We start from the raw sequence: 17,522 nt of genomic DNA, 5'->3' as shown, positions 1-17,522 counted from the left end.
AATCAAGGCCTTTTATTATCTCTTATTCTCCTTTTTTGATGCAGTAGAAAACCGCCACTTGCTGTCATTAATATGACTCCTATTAATAAATAGTTGTACATATTTGTAGCTGTTGAAGGTAAAATTTGTCCCTTTTGGATTGGTGCATCTAGTTCTTCAAAAGGAATGGAACGTATAGGAATGGGCATAGCCGTATCCTCTTCTGCTACAGGATTTTCTATATTATTATTCTGATCATTTCCTTGGTCTGATTCTGTTTCAGAGTTGGTAGGAGGTGCAGCATTATTATCTTTTGGGTCAGGGTCAGTGGTTGGATCGGGATCTTGGTTAGGATTAGGATCTGGAGTTGGTTCAGGATTAGGACTCTGTCTTGAAGGTTCCATTATAAACCTTAACTCAAAATCAAAAGCTAAACCTTGAAACTCATTCCCTAGTTCATAGGGGAAAGTTACCTCAAACCTTAAATCCTCTTGGCTTTTTGAAGGTAAATGTCTAGGCTTAAACCCGTCAAAGTCTGATAATTTGCCGTTATACAATACTTCCTTTGAATCCCACACTTTTAACAGAAACTCTTTATAAAGTTTTTCTGACCCTTTTAAAAACTGTGCCTTTGAAATGTAGGTAAAATCTGTTTTTTCACGATTTTGTATAGTAAGGATTCTAGCAGCCGTGTCTCCGGGTTTTATGTTTGAAAGATCAAATAAATATTTATCCGGAGATATTATTATTCCAGATTGATTGTTTTCGTTCGCATAAATAGTTAATGGAAGAGAAGCAATAGAAAGGTAGCCGATAATAATCAAAGCAATAAGTATTTTTTTTTTCATGTCAACTCCTAAATAAAAAGTTTATTAGATAAAACCAATGAGTGAGGAGTAATTAAAAAAATGAATAAGGAATCACTTCTTATATTCATCTTATTTGATCTATATTTTTTAGTAGATTATTACCTTTTAATTTTTGCCGCCTTTACCTCCGCCTTGGTTGCCTTGGTTGCCTTGGTTGCCTTGGTTTCCTCCACCTTGGTTACCTTGGTTACCCTGGTTGCCTTGGTTGCCCCCGCCTTGGTTACCACCACCTTGGTTGCCCCCGCCATGGTTGCCTCCGCCTTGGTTACCACCACCTTGGTTGCCTCCGCCTTGGTTATCTCCACCTTGGTTGTCTCCGCCTTGGTTATCTCCACCTTGGTTGTCTCCGCCTTGGTTATCTCCACCTTGGTTGCCTCCACCTTGGTTATCTCCACCTTGGTTGCCTCCACCTTGATTGCCTCCGCCTTGGTTGCCTCCACCTTGATTGCCTCCGCCTTGGTTACCTTGCTCATCAGTTACTGCATCACCATCAATGTTTTTACCTGGAATAGTTCTAATTTCTGGTTGTTTAGTTGGAGTCACTGTATCATCTGCGGTACCTTGTTTCGCATTATTTACCTCACCATTAGCATCTTGGGTTCTTACTTCTACACCAGCCCATTGTGTTGCTTCAAGGTGGAATTTGAAATCTACTTTGTTATTTTGGAACTTATTTTGCTTATATTCACCTTTTTCATTTTTCTCTTTGTTGTCAATAAATGAGATTTTGATGTGAACATCATCTAAATCCCCAACTGGCAAGCCATTTTTACCTGAATTAGGATCGATTGCAATTAAGTGAGATAAATTTAATGTGCCTTCTGCGGATCCTTTATAAGTAGGTTTAACTTTATTTAAATAAGTGCCTTTTACTAGTTCAGATAAAGTGGCAGTTTCATTATTACTGAACACAGAATACAATGTTGCTGTCTCTCTATCAATTTCAAAGATATCTATTTTAAATTGACTTAAGAATGCATGCATATCTTCTGATCCAGCTGCTGTTTCTCCAATTTTGAAATTGTCAGCTGATGCTTTAAACAATACTTCTTTAATAGCCAAGGTTCCATTGTTTTTCAAAGTGAATATTCTTTCTACACTATCGCCAGGCTTCATGTTACTAAGATCGAAGTTAATTGGCTTTCCTTCCCCTTTAGCTATTACAGCTAAATCAAGTGTACCCGAAGCAAAATGATTATTAATCGATGCTACATCGTTAAATGCGGCAAACGTTCCTCCACCTACTAAGGTTAATCCTAGTGCTGCCGATGCTATCCCTAATCCTAATTTCTTTTTGATTTTCATATTTTCCCTCCAGAAATTATTATTCCGCAAAATAATCTAGAAAAGGCGGAAATCCGCCTTTTCTATTGATAAAATATTATTCTCAGTCTGTTACAGCTTCACCAGTGCCGTTGTCTTTTGCTTTTGTTCTTGGATCTGGTTGTTTAACTCCATCAGCTGAGTATTGAACACCGTTATTAACCTCACCATTTCCATCTGTTGATCTTACTTCTACACCATCCCACTGTGTAGCTTCAAGGTTGAATTTGAAGTCAACTTTGTTATTTTGGAAAATATTTTGTTTATACTCACCCTTAGCATCTTTCTCATCATTGTCAATAAATGAAATTTTGATCTGAACATCATCTAAATCCCCAGCTGGTAATCCACCTTCAACAGAATCAGGGTAAGGTGAAATTAAATGTGTTAAATTCAAAGTACCTGCTACGGTGCCTTTATAGCTCGGCTTAACTTTATTTAAATAAGTACCTTTCACAAATTCTGATAAATTAGCAACTTCATTAGGATTGTATATAGAATTAACAGCCCCTGTACTTCTATCAACATTAAAGACATCAACTTGGAATTGGCTTAAGAATGCATGCATATCCCCTTCTCCAGCTGTCTTATCACCAATTTTGAAATTTCCAGCTGTTGCATTAAACAATACTTCTTTAATAGCCAATGTTCCGTTGTTTTTCAATGTGAAAATCCTTTCAACACTATCTCCAGGCTTCATGTTGCTTAGGTCAAAGTTAATTGGCTGTCCATCTTTTTTAGCAATAACTGCTAAATCAAGCGTACCAGAAGCAAAATGGTTGTTGATGGTTGCAGTGTCGTTAAATGCTGCCCAAGTTCCTCCACCTACTAATGATAATCCTAGTGCTGCTGATGCTACTCCTAAACCTAATTTCTTTTTGATTGACATTTTTCTTTTCCTCCTTGGTTTCTCCCCCGCCTTTTTTTCGGGGTATGTAATTTTTTTATATTGAACCTTATGTTTCCATAAGGAATTCAACCGATGTTAAGCTGGTTTCTCATTGTCCTGTGGTGTATTACGTTTATCAATCTCTCTAATGGCTTGATAGATTGAAAGTGCTGAGTAACCGAGTAATAGTAGTCCTGGAATGATTAGCAGCATGGCTGTTCCTTTGCTTGATTTTGCAAAATCTATGAAATATCCTAAATAAGGAATGGTAAATCCTGTGTATACAGCTTGCACGTTTTGAGCTAACACTGGTTGGGTATCCATATCTTCGTTGTTATCACCCTTTGTTTTAAACATGGTGTGCTCACCATTTTGCATTACTTCCATAACCCTGTGGGTTACCATACTGCCATCTTCCACAATGAAAGTGATTACATCCTTCTCTTTAATAGAAGCGGGATCCTCGACTGGTTTAACTGCTATGATTGAGCCCGTTTTAAAAGTTGGTTCCATTGAACCCGATAGGACGTTTTTCATTTGATATCCAAATACTTGTGGCTCTCCTCCAGATGCTTTTGAGGAAATTACCAGAAAGACCATTACAAGTAGTAGAGCAAACAGTAGGAATGTGATTGCGTTGCTAATTCCTTTCATCACTTTCTTCATTTCTTTCACCTCTTGAAATATTCGTTAAATTGATTTAACTTTCTAAAAACTTTAGGCAGGCTATTGTTCCTAAAAAGGAACACTTTTCAACTTTTCTAGTTCGTTTGTTCTTTATATCGAACCCATTGATTTGAGTATATGTCAAAAGCCTTAATTTGAAAAACCCCAAAAACGGCCATTTTTTCGATATAAAGAACATTTTATGCTTGTTTCCTTGTTATTTCTCTTGTTTTCTAACTATTTTATAATTTATTTAGAACACTTTTGTTCTTTACACAGAACCGATGATTCACACCCCATGAAACAAAAAAGTATTTCTCAAAAGGAGTACAAACATCCTTGTAAGAAATACCTTAGCTATTACTAACTATTCTATTTTGTATTAGCATATTGGCTTATTAGTTAAAGGCTCGTTTAAAATATATTTTTGAAGGAATTCGCGAACCTCTTCTTTTTCAACTCCTAATTTTTTTGCCTCTAATATAAGCTGGATCCATTCCTGATCTAACCTATCAATAAATGCCTTCGTCTCCATAGGACTGTTCCTCCTAATAATTAGTTCCTTCTTATAAGATTAAATGATCACCTTAATTGTTTAAATTCATATTTCTCTATTTTCTTCTGATACGGTATTGCCTTAATATAAATTCTCTCCAGAGTCAAAGCATCAAAAAACGGGTATGCAGTTAAATCCTTCTTGCAAACTGGGCACAGCCAGCTTCCTATTTCGCTGCTGCTATAAGACGGACGATGGCATTGATCACAGTTTTTTTGATACATATTGGGCACCACCTACAATGGATTTGTTTGTTCCTTTTACAGAACATTTCCATAAATTATAGTCTAATATTCCTATTTTATAAAAAATCAAATTCGCTCGTTTTTTCGTTTTAAAGAACAACTTTCGCAGATTTTCTTCAAATTGCTAGATTTATCTCAATATTTCGTATTTTTTATTGAACACTTTGTTCGTTATAATGAAAATGAGGTAAACTAAATAAAAGGGGAATAAATATATGGTTGGCGTACGTATTAAGAGGTTAAGAATTGAAAAGGGTTTTTCCATTAATGATCTATCTGAAAAAGCGGGCGTATCTAAATCTTATTTAAGCTACATAGAAAGGGGCATTCAACAAAATCCATCTCTGCAAGTATTATCAAGACTAGCAAAAACTCTTGATACGGATGTAGAGGATTTGCTTGATCAGAAGAAAAAGGCGGAGCCAAATGATCTGAATCAAGTAGATCGTGAATGGATTGAATTGGTCCATGATGCGATTGATATTGGTGTGACGAAAGAGGAATTTGCTTATTATTTGGATTTTATTAAATTTAAGAATATGAACGGGAGCAATGAATAAGTGTTTGCTAGAAAACAATTCACTCTAATTTCCGCCTCCATCATTTTTATTACGGGGATTGGATTTGTTCTGTTCTCTATAAAAGATATTTATATGCTTGAGAAAAACAAGGATACCTCTTTAAAAGAAGCTAGAGAGAAAGTTCAAATGGTTGTGCAAAAAGAGGAACATGGGGTTGTTCTTCAAAAAGAACAGGCAGAATTTATCAATCCTTTCAAAAAAGGAGAAGTCATCGGAATCCTAGAAATCCCCAAACTCCAAGCAGAGCTTCCTATAGTTGAAGGAACAAGCGAATATGAATTAGAAAAAGGTGTAGGCCACTATTCTAGTACAGCATTACCTGGACAGCCAGATCAAATTCTACTTTCCGGCCACCGAGAAACTGTCTTTCGCCGACTCGGAGACTTAAGTAATGGGGATGTATTTCACGTCATCATGCCATACGGCTCATATAGCTACGAAATTACCGGCTCCCAAATTGTCGAAGCAAACGATACAACGGTAATAAAGTCTACCTCACCTACCGAAACACTAACAGTCTCCACCTGCTATCCCTTTTCTTATATTGGCGATGCTCCTTATCGCTATGTATTAACCGCACATCGAACAGAAAATCCCATAAAAAATTAAAATGGCCAATCCCCGGGTTGAGGAATTGGCCATTTTATTATGAAAATCTATTATTTTTGCAAACTAACCGCAATTCTTGAACCAACTTCTGCATTATGCTTCACAAGCGCAATATTAGCCGTTAAGCTTGTACCTTCTGTTAGCTCTTTTACTTTTCCTAAAAGGAAAGGAGTTACATCTTTACCAGCGATATTGTTTTCTTTCGCTTCTTTTAATGCTGATTCGATCACATTTGTAATGAATGATTCTTCTAATGCATCTGCTTCCGGGATTGGGTTAGCGATGACGACACCGCCGTTTAGGCCAAGCTCCCATTTTGTGCGGATAATCGCTGCAGCATCTTCAGGAGTGTCTACACGTTGATGCAAGCCAAATGGACTTGTGCGTGTATAGAATGCAGGAAGGACATCTGTTTCATACCCAACAACCGGAACACCATGTGTTTCTAAGTACTCTAATGTTAAGCCGATATCAAGAATGGATTTCGCACCTGCACATACGACTGCTACATTCGTTTGTGCTAATTCTTGAAGGTCAGCAGAAATATCCATTGTTGTTTCTGCTTCACGGTGAACCCCGCCGATTCCGCCTGTAACGAATAGTTCAATGCCTGCTAGTTCTGCGCAAATCATTGTCGTAGCAACGGTTGTCGCACCATCTTTCTTTTGCGCTACTAGGTATGCCAGATCGCGGCGGCTAGCTTTCGCAACATCTTTAGCTTGTCCTAGGTATTCTAACTCTTCATCTGAAAGACCGATTTTAATTTTTCCACCTAAAATTGCAATGGTTGCAGGAACTGCACCGTTTTTGCGGACGATCTCTTCTACTTCTCTAGCTGTTTGCACGTTTTGTGGATATGGCATACCGTGAGAGATGATTGTTGATTCTAATGCAACGATTGGTTTATTTGCTTTCTTTGCTTCTTGTACTTCTGCTGAGTATTCGATCCAGTTTTCTAACATGATGACAAAACTCCCTTATTTAAAGTATTGGTTAAATGTTTCTTGTAGGTAATCTTGAGTTAAATTCGGATTAACGGTCTCGTGTGATTGCAATGTAATGCTGGAACAAGAAATTCCTATTTTACAAGCATTTTCGATATTCAATCCTTTTAAATGTGCGTACATAATTCCAGAGACAAGTGAATCTCCGGCACCCGTCACATCTTCCACATGAATTTTCGGTGGAAGTACCGCGCCAGACTCTCCATCTTGTGTAACAAAAATGACTCCTTTATCTCCTCTAGTGATGACGACTTTCTCTACACCCTTTTCCAATATCCTTTCGGCTGCCTTGAAAAAGTCAGCATCATCCTTGATTTGCATGTCAGATAAGGCTTCTGCCTCATCTCTATTGGCAATTAGCCAGGTGACACCAGCCAAGCTTTTTGGCAATTTCTTTATTTTTGGTGCGGATACTGGGGTGATACAAAGCTGAATTTGTTCTTCTTGGCATCTGCTAATTACTCTTTGCATGACATCAGCCGGAAAATTCGTATCAATCACGACTAATTCAGCAGAGGCGATATATCCCCATTTTTTCTCTAACAAGTCAACGTCAATGGAATCATAGATTGACATATCTGCTAAAGCAATGGCCATTTCCCCTTCATTATCCAAAACGGCAGTATACGTTCCTGTAGCTGCGTCTGAAATCACTTGAGCGGGACCGATATCAACATAGGCTTTCGTATGATCCAGCAGCCATTCTCCTTCTCGGTCCTCTCCCACTACGGTCATGAGGGCAACATCACAGCCTAACCTCCCAAGGTTTTCTGCAATATTTCTTGCTACCCCGCCGAATGATTGAGAACTTTCCGCAGGATTGGAAGTACCAAATTGAAGTGATTGGACTGTTTGAATTTTCCTGTCTAGATTAGACCCGCCAATACAAACAACCTGTTTCCTATTCGGAAGAACGTATGCCCTGCCTAACAGCTTTCCTTGTTTAGTTAGAGAGGAAATATAACCGGCAACAGCCGATCGCGATAATCCCGTTTTCTCTGAAATTTCATTTTGGGAAATAAACGGGTTTTCTTTAATAAGCTGCAATATTAACATCTCTTTTTGATTCATCATCATTCAACCCTTTTAAACATTTGTCCTTATTATAAACACATGTTTTAATTTATGCAATATATTTTATTAAATTATTTTTCCCTTCTAACTTTCCCTACTTTTAATTTGTTATTAACTGGACAGAAAATGAAATTAGGAATATAGTTAGCTAGGTAACTAATTTGAAAAGGTGATTTTTTTGAACCATATACCAAATAATCTATTTCACTCGATTAACCAATTTAGCCGGCATTTTTCAAAAAACCTGAATGAAGCATTAACCCCGCTCGGATTATACACAGCTCAATGGACAATAATATATTTGCTTAAGACGAATGGGCCAGCCACTCAAAAGGAATTGTCCCATTATCTAGGAGTTGAGGCCCCTACTATGACGCGGTCGTTAGCAAGAATGGAAAAGTCAGGCTGGATCACAAAGAATACCGGTACCGACAAACGAGAAAAACAAATCACTCTTACTGAGGCAGCGAACGGTATGTATGAAATTTGGCTCCAAACTGTACGGACATGTGAGAGTCAAGTTTTAAAAAATATTTCTAATCAAGAGACCGAAGAAATACTGGCAATTTTAAAAAAGATGTCAAGTAATCTTTAAATATTTCTGCAGTTAATAAGGAGGACATCTATGAATAAGCAACCATTATGGACAAAAGGTTTTCTAAGTATTTCAATTACTAGTTTTTTTATGTTTATCGGCTTTTATATTTTGCTGACAACACTGCCGATTTATGTATTGGACGAATTAAATGGGAACGGAACCCAAGTAGGATTGATTACATCCGTTTTCCTTATAGCTGCGGTTTTGATCAGACCGTTATCAGGAAAATGGCTTGATGAAATTGGCCGGAAGAAGATTTTGTTTATTGCGTTGATCTTGTTTTTCGTTTCTAGTATTTTTTATTTTTGGGCGAACACGATGCTGAGTTTGCTTATTTTACGATTCATTCACGGCATAGGGTTTGGGATGGTAACGACAGCAGCTGGTGCAATCGCAGCTGACATTATTCCAAATGAAAGAAAAGGGGAAGGACTTGGCTATTATTCGATGTTTATGAATTTAGCCATGGTTATGGGGCCTTTCGCTGGTTTAACGATTATTCAGTATTCAAGCTTTAACACGCTGTTTATGTTATGTTCCATTTTATCATTCCTAGCCATCCCTCTTTCCTTCGCTGTTCAATTGCCTAAAGAGAATGCTTCCGTATCAAAAACAGCTCAACAGCCAAAATTATCGTTTGCCAGCCTATTTGAGAAGAAAGCAATTCCTGTTGCCATCGTGGCTGGAATTCTTGCAGTCAGCTATTCAGGAATTCTTGCGTTTATTTCTGTTTATGCAAAAGAGCTTGGTTTACTCGAAGCAGCAAGCTTCTTCTTTGTTGTTTATGCTGCTGCCATGCTTATTTCCCGGCCTTTTACCGGAAGATGGTTTGATCTTTATGGGGAAAATAAGATTATTTATCCGGCAATCATTTTATTCGCCATAGGCATGTTTTTACTCAGCCAGGCTACTAGCACCTTTGGATTTCTGCTTGCTGGGGTCATTATCGGCTTTGGGTATGGAAGCCTTACCCCTTGCTTACAAACGATTGCCATTAAAAATTCTGATCCTTCAAGAAGAGGGTTAGCCACTTCGACATTCTTTACATTTTTCGATACTGGCATTGGAGTTGGTTCCTACGTTCTCGGAATTGTCGCGGCTTACACAAGCTTTTCAACTGTATATTTAATTTTAGTCGGCGTCATTTTTCTTGCTCTAGTTGCTTACTTTCTGTTACACGGAAAGACAGCCATTTTGCCCCAGTCCAGAAAGACATCAGAATTTTAATTGGAGGAAATCAGCATATTGGCTGATTTCCTTTTTTCATCTGCGCATCTAACCAAAAAAAAACTAAACCAATTGAGGTTTAGTTTCCGGTTCTAGGCAATATTAATATCTCTACTCTTCTATTTTTCGCTCTTCCCTCACTCGTATCATTAGATGCAACTGGCTGGAATTCTCCAAAGCCCTTTGCACTGAACCAGCTTGGGTCTAATTTTTCATTATGCAGAACAATTTTCATAAAGTTAATCGCCCTCATCACGCTTAATTCCCAGTTTGAATCAAACGGAGCATTCCCGATTGGAACATTGTCTGTATGCCCGCTTATAATAATATTCCTAGGGGGCTCCATAATTAGCAACTCGGCAATTTCACCGGCAACCTTCATATCATTTGTCCGAACATCAGCACTTCCAGGTGAAAATAATACATTATCTCGAATAGAAACAAGCAATCCTTCGTCTGTAAGGGATGTTTGAAGCTTTTCAGTCAAGTTGTTATGATCGATATAGGAATTTACTTTATTCTGGATACTAGCAAGCTCCTGCTGTTCTATCTGCTTCAATAGCTCAGCTGCTTCTTTTTGTTCCTTTTTACTTTTCGTATCTTCGCCTTTAACATCTGTAGACTGCATTTGCCCTTCAGGTATTGGGCTTGGGAAATCAAAAACCCCTGTTCCTCCAGCAAATGCACTATTAAAAGCTCTTGAAATCGCCTGAAACTTTTGCGCATCAACTGAACTGGAGGCAAACAGAACGATAAATAAGGCTAACAGCAAGGTTAATAAATCTGCATATGGAAGCAACCATGATTCATCAACATGTTCCTCATTGTGTTTTTTCTTTTTCCTTCTACTCACCTTTATTCACGCCGCCTTCTTCAAGGAATATCTTTCTATCTCCAGCAGGTAAATAAGAAGCTAATTTTTGTTCAATCACCCGCGGTGCCTCTCCTTCAAGAACCGATAGAACTCCTTCAATCATCATCGTCTTAAGCTTTGACTCTTGCTTTGATTTTCTTTTCAACTTGTTTGCAAATGGATGCCAAAGAACATATCCTGTGAAAATCCCGAGTAATGTTGCAACGAACGCCGCACTGATCGCATGACCTAAAGAATCTGTATCACTCATATTTCCAAGGGCCGCAATTAATCCGACAACAGCTCCCAATACCCCAAGTGACGGGGCATAGGTGCCAGCTTGGGAGAAAATTTGAGCTCCCGCTGCGTGTCTCTCTTCCATTGCTTCAATTTCCTCATTTAAAACGTCCCGTATGTAATCTGCACTCTGACCATCTACAGCAAGCGAAAGGCCATTTTTTAAGAATGGATCATCGATTTCACTTGTCTTTGCTTCTAGGGCAAGCAACCCTTCTTTTCTTGCAAGCTGTGCCCATTCAGAAATAATTTTTATTAAATCGACTGGATTCATTTGTTTTTTCTCTTTAAAAATAATTCCGAACAACTTTGGAATTCGTTTTATTTCACTAGTCGGGAACGCAATGGCTACTGTGGCAGCTGTCCCTACTAAAATAATTAATATCGCCGCTGGGTTCATTAGTACTGAAGGATCTACTCCTTTAAGAACCATCCCTACTCCGACTGCGATAATACCAAATATTAATCCTATTAACGTTGCTTTATCCATAAATATGTCCTCACCCATCTTTATTTAAAAATACTCCCTCTCTTCTTATTTCGACATATTCCCTTAAAGATTTAGGTAAAACTCTTTTTTTCTTTCTCAATGCCTAAGACTTTTTCATTGTTTGACTATCCTAGCATATATATTTTTTTCCTTAACCTTGAAATTTCTATTGCATTTACCTTATTTCAATGTTGCTCCTCCTAATTTGTTCCCTAACAAGAGAAAGACAGGGATGGAACCCCTGCCCTTTCTTAGATTAATGCTTATTGAAAGGTAAATTGATCTAATAGCTGGTACTACCGTGAAAATGCTTGTTCCGTTTGAGGTGAATCAGTGGCTGAGCAGCAATGTTTATAGACATTACCAGCAATTTCATTATTAATTGTTAGAAGAAGAAGCCGCAACCACAACGTCTTCTGCAACCGCAAAAGAAATCACTTCTACGTCTTCTGCAGTCGCTTCTGCGATCTGATCTTCTGCGATCTGTTCTTCTGCGATCACTTCTGCGGGCTTCTCTTACATTCACTCTATTTGCAAGAATATTCACGTCATTGACCCTAATTGGCCGCTGTCTTCCTGAATCCTGGTCCATCATTTATCTTCCCCCCTTTCTTTTTCACTAATATAGATTATGTTTTAGATTAAATATGGAGTGGACAAACAACTAAAATAAAGCGCCCATTTTCTAAATATACTCGCCTTTTTTTATTAGCAATCACTCTATCCCCTTCCTAGTTGAAACCTAGCTTTTTCAGCTCACTTTTCAAATAGTTGTTTCTATCCGTAATAAATTTACAAATGAATTCCGGTTCCATATCAAATTGTTCGATATACATTTTTTTATAGGGATCTCTTAAAACATAGGGACGGAGGTTCGTATATATGTCCTGTATTATTGGTTCTATATAATCGACTGTAAATTGATGGTTGAGGATTTGATCGAGGTTTTTATAATATAATTTTCTAAATGAAGGGACATCGAGCATTCTTGCCGATAACGTATTAAAACCTTCTATTCTTACATAGTCATAATCCATAATATCGCCATGAACATCTCTTCCCCAAGTGGCATCATAATCCCAAGGAAGAATTTCAAATAACCCCTCATCCCCATTCCTGCACAGAGCATAATTCTGTACAAATCCATCGTAGTTTTGAGTACAAACCGCACCAGCTAGCCAAAGCAAATACTTTTCAACATCTATATAATTTCCTATCTCTTGTTCAAATTCTTCTCTTAAAAGTGTATTGGCTTTGAAAATAAACTCTTGTAAGATCAAAAATTCTTCATCCGGTCCATACTTTATTTCATATCCCATTTCTAAAGATCTCTTAGGAGCATTATCATATTCACTAATCAGTGAGAAATTTGCATCTCCATCAATCGCGTAAAATATCGATTGCACTGGAATATTTCTTTTTTTGAAAAAGTATTCATCTACTGACTCTAATTGCAAATAGACTCCTTCTTGTTTTCCATTTAAAACAAGAAAGACATGCTCTGCAGAGGGTGCCATGACACCGATACTAGAGAAAAAATCAAAAGAAAGCTTATTTCTTATTAATGAATGATCTTTATATTCTGCATTTAAGTGCAGCTCTTTTGCCCCATTCCAAGTCCTAGGTTTATAAAAGTGAAGATGATACGATTTCTTCTCAAATTCACGAACATAATATCCTCGATACTTAATATCAATGTCATGCTTTTTATTTTGAATATTCAATTTCCCTGTAACAGATTTATTAGCCCAAACATCCTTTTTTAAATCGATAAGACTTTTTGGATTAATAAATAAGTCATATGTTGGTATACCTTCATTTTTCAAAATAATCTCCCCCAAATGAATGCCATTATTTATTCGTATGACAAACCTTAAAGAGATGACAGTCACTATTCATCCATTTTCAAAAATACGCAATCGTCTAAGTCATTCCTGCAAATGGATTCGTATGCTAATAGTATCATTAAGAAGGAGGCTACGACTTTGAGAGACTATAATGAAGACGAGATTCGCCAAGCAGTAAATGATGTCATAGCAGCTGGAATGGAAAAGTTTTTATTTCAAGAGCCTTTTTCATCTAGCAGAAAGTGTTCGCACGTTACAGGAAGAGATCATGAGAACGATGAATAAAGCTTTGCAAATGCAAAGCTATTTTTTTATACATAGGATTTTTTAATTAAGGGGAAGATACATAAAGGAAAACGAAAGGAGACGATACAATGGCAAGAGGCAAAGAATTTAACCACAAAAACAAAAATCACCCGGGTAATTTCCCAGCCAATTCAGTAATAGAAAATAAAACAACAGAAGCACAAGAGGACGAGGAATTTCTTGTCGTACAGGAAGCCTTCAAAAATCGAATTGAAGGTCATGATGGGACTGAATTTCGGGATAAATAGTGAAAAAAGAAAACGCTCAGTGTGTGAATGAACTGAGCGGTTGTATATTTTTGCGGACAGAGGATCCTTTATTTCCACAAAATTCGTGCTTTCTTCGGGTGATTAGGACATAGAATCCGTTAATGATGCAAAACATGAGTGAAATAGCTTTCTTTTCATGCATTAGCGGATCCTGAGTCCGATTCCCACTAGAAAAACAACCTTTTCAAATAGATAACGGAACTAGGGTCCTCCCAAATCACTTTCCGAATGCAGGATACTCTTTTTCCATCCAATCAGATAGTCTTCACGTCAAAATCCTTCAGCCATGCTGCACAAGCCTCCGTATCCTTTGCGAAGATTCGATCCTTCGTAATAGACGGGACTACTTTTCTCGCTTCTAAATAGAACGACTTTGTTTTGTCCGCCATTTTTTCAAAACCTTTGAATTCCGCTGCCTGGAGCGCACAAATTAACTCGATTGCCAGTACATTGTTCACGTTTTGAATAATTTGATATGCATGTCTTGCCGCAATCGTTCCCATGCTGACGTGATCTTCTTGGTTCGCAGAAGACGGAATTGAGTCAACACTAGCCGGATGAGCTAATGTTTTATTTTCGGAAACTAGAGCAGCCGCACAGTATTGAAGAATCATCGCACCGGATTGAAGTCCTGGTTCCGGGCTTAAAAACGGCGGCAGGTCATTCAGCTGCGGATTGACTAAACGCTCTATTCTGCGCTCCGAAATATTCGCAAGCTCTGCAACTGCAATTTTCATAAAATCCATGGCAAGGGCAATCGGCTGACCGTGGAAATTACCACCTGAAAAGATATTTTCCCCTTGATCAAAAATAAGCGGATTATCTGTTGCAGCATTCATTTCAATTTCAAGCTTCTCTTTCACATAGTCTAATGCTTGCCATGAAGCCCCGTGAACCTGTGGAATGCATCGAATCGAATAGGCATCTTGAACACGAATTTCCCCTTGTTTCGTGATCAGCCCGCTGCCTGATAAATATTCTCTCATTCTTCTAGCTGTGTCTACCTGCTGTTTATATCCTCTAGCCAAATGAATTTTTTCATCGAAAGCATCAATAATCCCATTTAATCCTTCCATCGTAACAGCGGCAATTAATTCACTTTGGTAAGCAAGTCTTTCCGCTTCTAAATACGCGACAACGCCCATGGCCGTCATTGCCTGTGTCCCGTTAATAAGCGCCAAACCTTCCTTCGCTTCCAATGTCAGCGGCTCTAAGCCTTCCTCTATAAGGACTTCCAGTGAAGGTCTTCTCTCCCCTTTATAAAAAACCTCTCCTTCCCCAACTAGCACTAATGCTAGGTGTGAAAGCGGCGCTAAGTCCCCGCTTGCTCCTAACGATCCTTGCTGTGGAATAACCGGATGAATTTCCTTGTTAACAAGCTCAAGCAATCTTTCAATAACAACTGGTCTTGCACCAGAAAAACCTTTTAACAAAGCATTCGCTCTAAATAGAAGCATGGCACGTGAGACAGACTCTGGAAATGGCTCTCCAACCCCACAGGCATGTGAACGAATCAGATTAAGCTGGAGGTCCTTTACATCCTTTTGATCAATAAGCACATCACTAAACTTTCCAAATCCTGTAGTGATTCCATAAATAACTCTTTCTTCCTCGACAATTCTTTTCACAGCATCATGACTTTCCTTGACAGCTACCATACTTTCTTTAGATGGCTCTACCTTTTCTTTTTCAAATATAATTCTTCTTGCTTCCTCTAAAGTAAGTGTGTTCCCTGTTAAAGTTACCATGTCCTTCCTCCTCATTTCGTTATTAACTTCCTTAATTGCAGATAAAACAACCATTTCATTTCCTCCTTATTACGTTAGCGAGATAAAGAAAAGGCTGTACTTCAAACAAGCGTTTGAAATACAGCCTTTTTAAGTAATGTAAAAAATAATTTCCTATTACGCATCATCATAATCATTCCCATTACCAAAATTTTGCGAATATAACTAATTGTATGTTCAGCAGGAGGAGGATGTCAATGAATAATTTACAAATTTTAACAAATTAGATTATTAGATTGTTAGTGTAGTAAAGTAATTCTGGGATAGATTCGGATGGACAGTCCATCAGTTCAAATTAAATAGGGGCTTTCATATGAGAAAGACCCCCAAAGTTTATTTAATCAAATTTTAACCCTTTCAATGCCTCAGCAAGTGCATTATTCAAAGGTTCTTCCTCTTTTTGCTGGTTTTTCAAATACTTTTGGACAGTACGTTTATCCACTTTGCCTTTTGATTCTTTTTTGCGGCGTGCCTCGAAAGCAGATAATTTTTCTCTATATCCACATTTACATACGAAGATTTGCCCTTCTCCTTCACCGCGCAGCTCCAGTTTTTTATGACATTGCGGGCAACGGGCATTCGTGACACGCGAAACATTTTTACGATGTCCACATTCTCGGTCTTGACATACGAGCATTTTGCCTTTTTTGCCGTTTACTTCAAGCATCGGTTTGCCACAGTCTGGACAGGATTTTGTGGAAATGTTGTCGTGCTTGTATTTTTTATTGCTCGCTTTAATTTCAGCAACGATTTCTTTCGTATAGTTCTTCATTTCACTGATAAAAACATCTTTTTTCAGCTTGCCTTGTGCAATTTGCTCAAGCTTTTGCTCCCATTCTCCTGTCAAAGCAGGGGATTTCAGTTCATCAGGAACTAGATCAAGCAGCTGACGGCCCTTTGATGTAAGATGAATGTCCTTATCACGCTTTTCAATCAGGAATGAGTTAAAGAGCTTATCAATAATGTCAGCGCGCGTTGCAACTGTTCCTAATCCGCCAGTTGATTTTAATGTATCTGCCAATTTCTTATTCTGTGTATCCATGTACTTCGCAGGATTTTCCATTGCTGAAAGCAGGGTTGCCTCATTAAAACGTGCAGGCGGCTTTGTTTGACCCGATGTTTGTGCAATAAGTCTTACGTCTAATGTATCGCCTTTATCCATGCGAGGTAAAATTTGTTCCTTTAAATCATCTGCAGCTTCTTCATCGTCAAAGCGGTTTTCATATACTTCCTTCCAGCCTGCCGATAAAATAGTTTTTCCTCTTGCAACGAAGTTCTCCTCGCCGATTTTTGAACGAAGCGTAAGTTGTTCGTATTCGAATGCCGGAAAAAGGACCGCCAAAAACCGCTTCACAACTAAGTCATAAATTTTCCGTTCTTTATCATTGAAGGCTGAAAAATTCACATAGCTTTCTGTTGGAATAATCGCATGGTGATCAGACACTTTGCTGTCATCCACAAATGCTTTCGAAGTTTTTATCGGTTTGCTTAAAATCTTATGAGCTAGTGAACGATATTCTCCTGCTCCACAAGCCTTTAACCGTTCCGGAAGCGTCCCGACAATATCTGAAGAGATGAAACGCGAATCAGTACGAGGATACGTTAAAACCTTATGCTGCTCATACAGCTTTTGCATAATGTTCAATGTTTCCTTCGCCGAGTAGCCAAAAATTTTATTCGCATCACGCTGTAATTCAGTTAAGTCATATAGACCTGGCGAAAATGATTTCTTCGGCTTTTTCTCAATTTCTGTTACGATTGCATTTTGTTTACCTAACTTTTTCACAATCCCATCCATTTTCTCTTTATCAAAGCTGCGGCTATTCCCCTTTGCATCTTGCCAAGTCAGCTTTAATTGGTCTGTTGTCTGAGCTTCGATGCCGTAATAAGTTTGTGCTTTGAAATTTTTGATTTCATCCTCACGTGCTGCAATGATGGCGACAGTAGGTGTTTGAACTTGTATACTCTATTTAGGGAGTAAATATATCTAAGAGTATAATCTATCAAATAAATACAAATATACCAACAATTAAAGACTATTATTTTTTTACCC

At 38.0% G+C, this 17,522-nt stretch carries 20 protein-coding genes; 6 read left to right on the top strand and 14 right to left on the bottom strand.

All coding sequences use genetic code 11. The features are described from left to right. Positions 1-2: 2 nt before the first annotated feature. The 6 genes from AR328_RS16670 to AR328_RS16650 form a co-directional block, all read right to left on the bottom strand. Positions 3-827 (bottom strand): LPXTG cell wall anchor domain-containing protein, encoded by an 825-nt coding sequence (locus AR328_RS16670; protein WP_066298290.1) that lies wholly within the window; start codon positions 825-827, stop codon positions 3-5. Positions 828-953: 126 nt separating this feature from the next. Further along, on the bottom strand, positions 954-2,153 hold the full coding sequence (locus AR328_RS16665; RefSeq protein ID WP_066298287.1) for a TasA family protein: 1,200 nt from the start codon (positions 2,151-2,153) through the stop codon (positions 954-956). A gap of 82 nt (positions 2,154-2,235) precedes the next feature. After that, positions 2,236-3,060: a TasA family protein gene (locus AR328_RS16660; RefSeq protein WP_066298285.1), complete on the bottom strand. Its 825-nt coding sequence runs from the start codon at positions 3,058-3,060 to the stop codon at positions 2,236-2,238. Between the two features lie 96 nt (positions 3,061-3,156). Beyond that, on the bottom strand, positions 3,157-3,726 hold the full coding sequence (gene sipW / locus AR328_RS16655; protein WP_066298282.1) for a signal peptidase I SipW: 570 nt from the start codon (positions 3,724-3,726) through the stop codon (positions 3,157-3,159). 382 nt (positions 3,727-4,108) lie between these two features. Continuing rightward, positions 4,109-4,261 carry an anti-repressor SinI family protein gene (locus AR328_RS22315; protein WP_082677282.1) on the bottom strand — a complete coding sequence of 51 codons (153 nt, stop codon included), beginning with the start codon at positions 4,259-4,261 and terminating at the stop codon, positions 4,109-4,111. Between the two features lie 47 nt (positions 4,262-4,308). Continuing rightward, a complete protein-coding gene (locus AR328_RS16650) occupies positions 4,309-4,506 on the bottom strand; it encodes a hypothetical protein (RefSeq protein WP_066298270.1) in 198 nt (65 codons plus the stop codon). Positions 4,507-4,742: 236 nt separating this feature from the next. On the opposite strand from AR328_RS16650, the gene AR328_RS16645 reads away from it, so the two are divergent. Both AR328_RS16645 and AR328_RS16640 read left to right on the top strand, forming a co-directional pair. Beyond that, entirely contained in the window at positions 4,743-5,087 is a 345-nt protein-coding gene (locus AR328_RS16645; RefSeq protein WP_066298267.1) for a helix-turn-helix domain-containing protein, read from the top strand. After that, positions 5,088-5,717, top strand: coding sequence for a class D sortase (locus AR328_RS16640; protein ID WP_066298259.1), 630 nt, complete (start codon positions 5,088-5,090; stop codon positions 5,715-5,717). 50 nt (positions 5,718-5,767) lie between these two features. Here the strand turns inward: AR328_RS16640 and AR328_RS16635 are convergent, their stop codons facing one another. Further along, complete coding sequence (locus AR328_RS16635) at positions 5,768-6,679, bottom strand: pseudouridine-5'-phosphate glycosidase (protein ID WP_066298256.1); 912 nt, start codon at positions 6,677-6,679, stop codon at positions 5,768-5,770. Between the two features lie 15 nt (positions 6,680-6,694). Beyond that, entirely contained in the window at positions 6,695-7,795 is a 1,101-nt protein-coding gene (locus AR328_RS16630) for a carbohydrate kinase (RefSeq protein WP_231734952.1), read from the bottom strand. A 178-nt stretch (positions 7,796-7,973) separates the two neighbouring features. Between AR328_RS16630 and AR328_RS16625 the strand changes: the two genes are divergently transcribed. Both AR328_RS16625 and AR328_RS16620 read left to right on the top strand, forming a co-directional pair. Beyond that, positions 7,974-8,390: a MarR family winged helix-turn-helix transcriptional regulator gene (locus tag AR328_RS16625; protein WP_066298253.1), complete on the top strand. Its 417-nt coding sequence runs from the start codon at positions 7,974-7,976 to the stop codon at positions 8,388-8,390. A gap of 30 nt (positions 8,391-8,420) precedes the next feature. Further along, positions 8,421-9,620, top strand: a complete 1,200-nt coding sequence (locus AR328_RS16620) for an MFS transporter (protein ID WP_066298246.1) — start codon at positions 8,421-8,423, stop codon at positions 9,618-9,620. Between the two features lie 79 nt (positions 9,621-9,699). Here AR328_RS16620 and motB read toward each other — a convergent pair whose 3' ends face one another. The 4 genes from motB to AR328_RS16605 form a co-directional block, all read right to left on the bottom strand. Beyond that, positions 9,700-10,473, bottom strand: a complete 774-nt coding sequence (gene motB / locus AR328_RS16615) for a flagellar motor protein MotB (protein ID WP_066298237.1) — start codon at positions 10,471-10,473, stop codon at positions 9,700-9,702. After that, the gene (gene motA, locus AR328_RS16610) at positions 10,466-11,260 is read right to left on the bottom strand and encodes a flagellar motor stator protein MotA (protein WP_066298234.1); all 795 of its coding nucleotides are present in this window, start codon (positions 11,258-11,260) and stop codon (positions 10,466-10,468) included. The genes motB and motA overlap by 8 nt, the downstream gene beginning before the upstream one ends. Before the next feature lie 385 nt (positions 11,261-11,645). Next, positions 11,646-11,855 carry a hypothetical protein gene (locus AR328_RS22655; protein ID WP_156422730.1) on the bottom strand — a complete coding sequence of 70 codons (210 nt, stop codon included), beginning with the start codon at positions 11,853-11,855 and terminating at the stop codon, positions 11,646-11,648. A 136-nt stretch (positions 11,856-11,991) separates the two neighbouring features. Then, positions 11,992-13,086, bottom strand: a complete 1,095-nt coding sequence (locus AR328_RS16605; protein ID WP_066298229.1) for a CotH kinase family protein — start codon at positions 13,084-13,086, stop codon at positions 11,992-11,994. 159 nt (positions 13,087-13,245) lie between these two features. Here AR328_RS16605 and AR328_RS22650 point away from each other — a divergent pair, with 159 nt between their 5' ends. Together AR328_RS22650 and AR328_RS16600 are read left to right on the top strand one after the other, a co-directional pair. Then, the gene (locus AR328_RS22650) at positions 13,246-13,392 is read left to right on the top strand and encodes a CotG/ExsB N-terminal domain-containing protein (protein WP_156422729.1); all 147 of its coding nucleotides are present in this window, start codon (positions 13,246-13,248) and stop codon (positions 13,390-13,392) included. Between the two features lie 89 nt (positions 13,393-13,481). After that, positions 13,482-13,661 (top strand): hypothetical protein, encoded by a 180-nt coding sequence (locus AR328_RS16600; protein ID WP_066298226.1) that lies wholly within the window; start codon positions 13,482-13,484, stop codon positions 13,659-13,661. 275 nt (positions 13,662-13,936) lie between these two features. Here AR328_RS16600 and hutH read toward each other — a convergent pair whose 3' ends face one another. Both hutH and topB read right to left on the bottom strand, forming a co-directional pair. Then, positions 13,937-15,430, bottom strand: a complete 1,494-nt coding sequence (hutH, locus tag AR328_RS16595) for a histidine ammonia-lyase (protein ID WP_066298896.1) — start codon at positions 15,428-15,430, stop codon at positions 13,937-13,939. A 376-nt stretch (positions 15,431-15,806) separates the two neighbouring features. Next, a complete protein-coding gene (gene topB, locus AR328_RS16590) occupies positions 15,807-17,432 on the bottom strand; it encodes a DNA topoisomerase III (RefSeq protein ID WP_442854461.1) in 1,626 nt (541 codons plus the stop codon). Positions 17,433-17,522: the final 90 nt, after the last annotated feature.

The organism is Bacillus sp. FJAT-29937 (genome assembly GCF_001509555.1).
Lineage (GTDB): Bacteria > Bacillota > Bacilli > Bacillales > Cytobacillaceae > Cytobacillus.
The sequence above is the reverse complement of the archived record's forward strand: the minus strand, read 5'-3'. Positions and strand labels throughout refer to the sequence as shown.

Excerpts from the sequence above, each read along its gene's own strand:
- AR328_RS16670 (WP_066298290.1), bottom strand. The coding sequence starts at position 827 with ATGAAAAAAAAAATACTTATTGCTTTGATTATTATCGGCTACCTTTCT.
- AR328_RS16665 (WP_066298287.1), bottom strand. The coding sequence starts at position 2,153 with ATGAAAATCAAAAAGAAATTAGGATTAGGGATAGCATCGGCAGCACTA.
- AR328_RS16660 (WP_066298285.1), bottom strand. The coding sequence starts at position 3,060 with ATGTCAATCAAAAAGAAATTAGGTTTAGGAGTAGCATCAGCAGCACTA.
- sipW (WP_066298282.1), bottom strand. The coding sequence starts at position 3,726 with ATGAAGAAAGTGATGAAAGGAATTAGCAACGCAATCACATTCCTACTG.
- AR328_RS22315 (WP_082677282.1), bottom strand. The coding sequence starts at position 4,261 with ATGGAGACGAAGGCATTTATTGATAGGTTAGATCAGGAATGGATCCAG.
- AR328_RS16650 (WP_066298270.1), bottom strand. The coding sequence starts at position 4,506 with ATGTATCAAAAAAACTGTGATCAATGCCATCGTCCGTCTTATAGCAGC.
- AR328_RS16645 (WP_066298267.1), top strand. The coding sequence starts at position 4,743 with ATGGTTGGCGTACGTATTAAGAGGTTAAGAATTGAAAAGGGTTTTTCC.
- AR328_RS16635 (WP_066298256.1), bottom strand. The coding sequence starts at position 6,679 with ATGTTAGAAAACTGGATCGAATACTCAGCAGAAGTACAAGAAGCAAAG.
- AR328_RS16630 (WP_231734952.1), bottom strand. The coding sequence starts at position 7,795 with ATGATGAATCAAAAAGAGATGTTAATATTGCAGCTTATTAAAGAAAAC.
- AR328_RS16620 (WP_066298246.1), top strand. The coding sequence starts at position 8,421 with ATGAATAAGCAACCATTATGGACAAAAGGTTTTCTAAGTATTTCAATT.
- motA (WP_066298234.1), bottom strand. The coding sequence starts at position 11,260 with ATGGATAAAGCAACGTTAATAGGATTAATATTTGGTATTATCGCAGTC.
- AR328_RS22655 (WP_156422730.1), bottom strand. The coding sequence starts at position 11,855 with ATGATGGACCAGGATTCAGGAAGACAGCGGCCAATTAGGGTCAATGAC.
- AR328_RS16600 (WP_066298226.1), top strand. The coding sequence starts at position 13,482 with ATGGCAAGAGGCAAAGAATTTAACCACAAAAACAAAAATCACCCGGGT.
- hutH (WP_066298896.1), bottom strand. The coding sequence starts at position 15,430 with ATGGTAACTTTAACAGGGAACACACTTACTTTAGAGGAAGCAAGAAGA.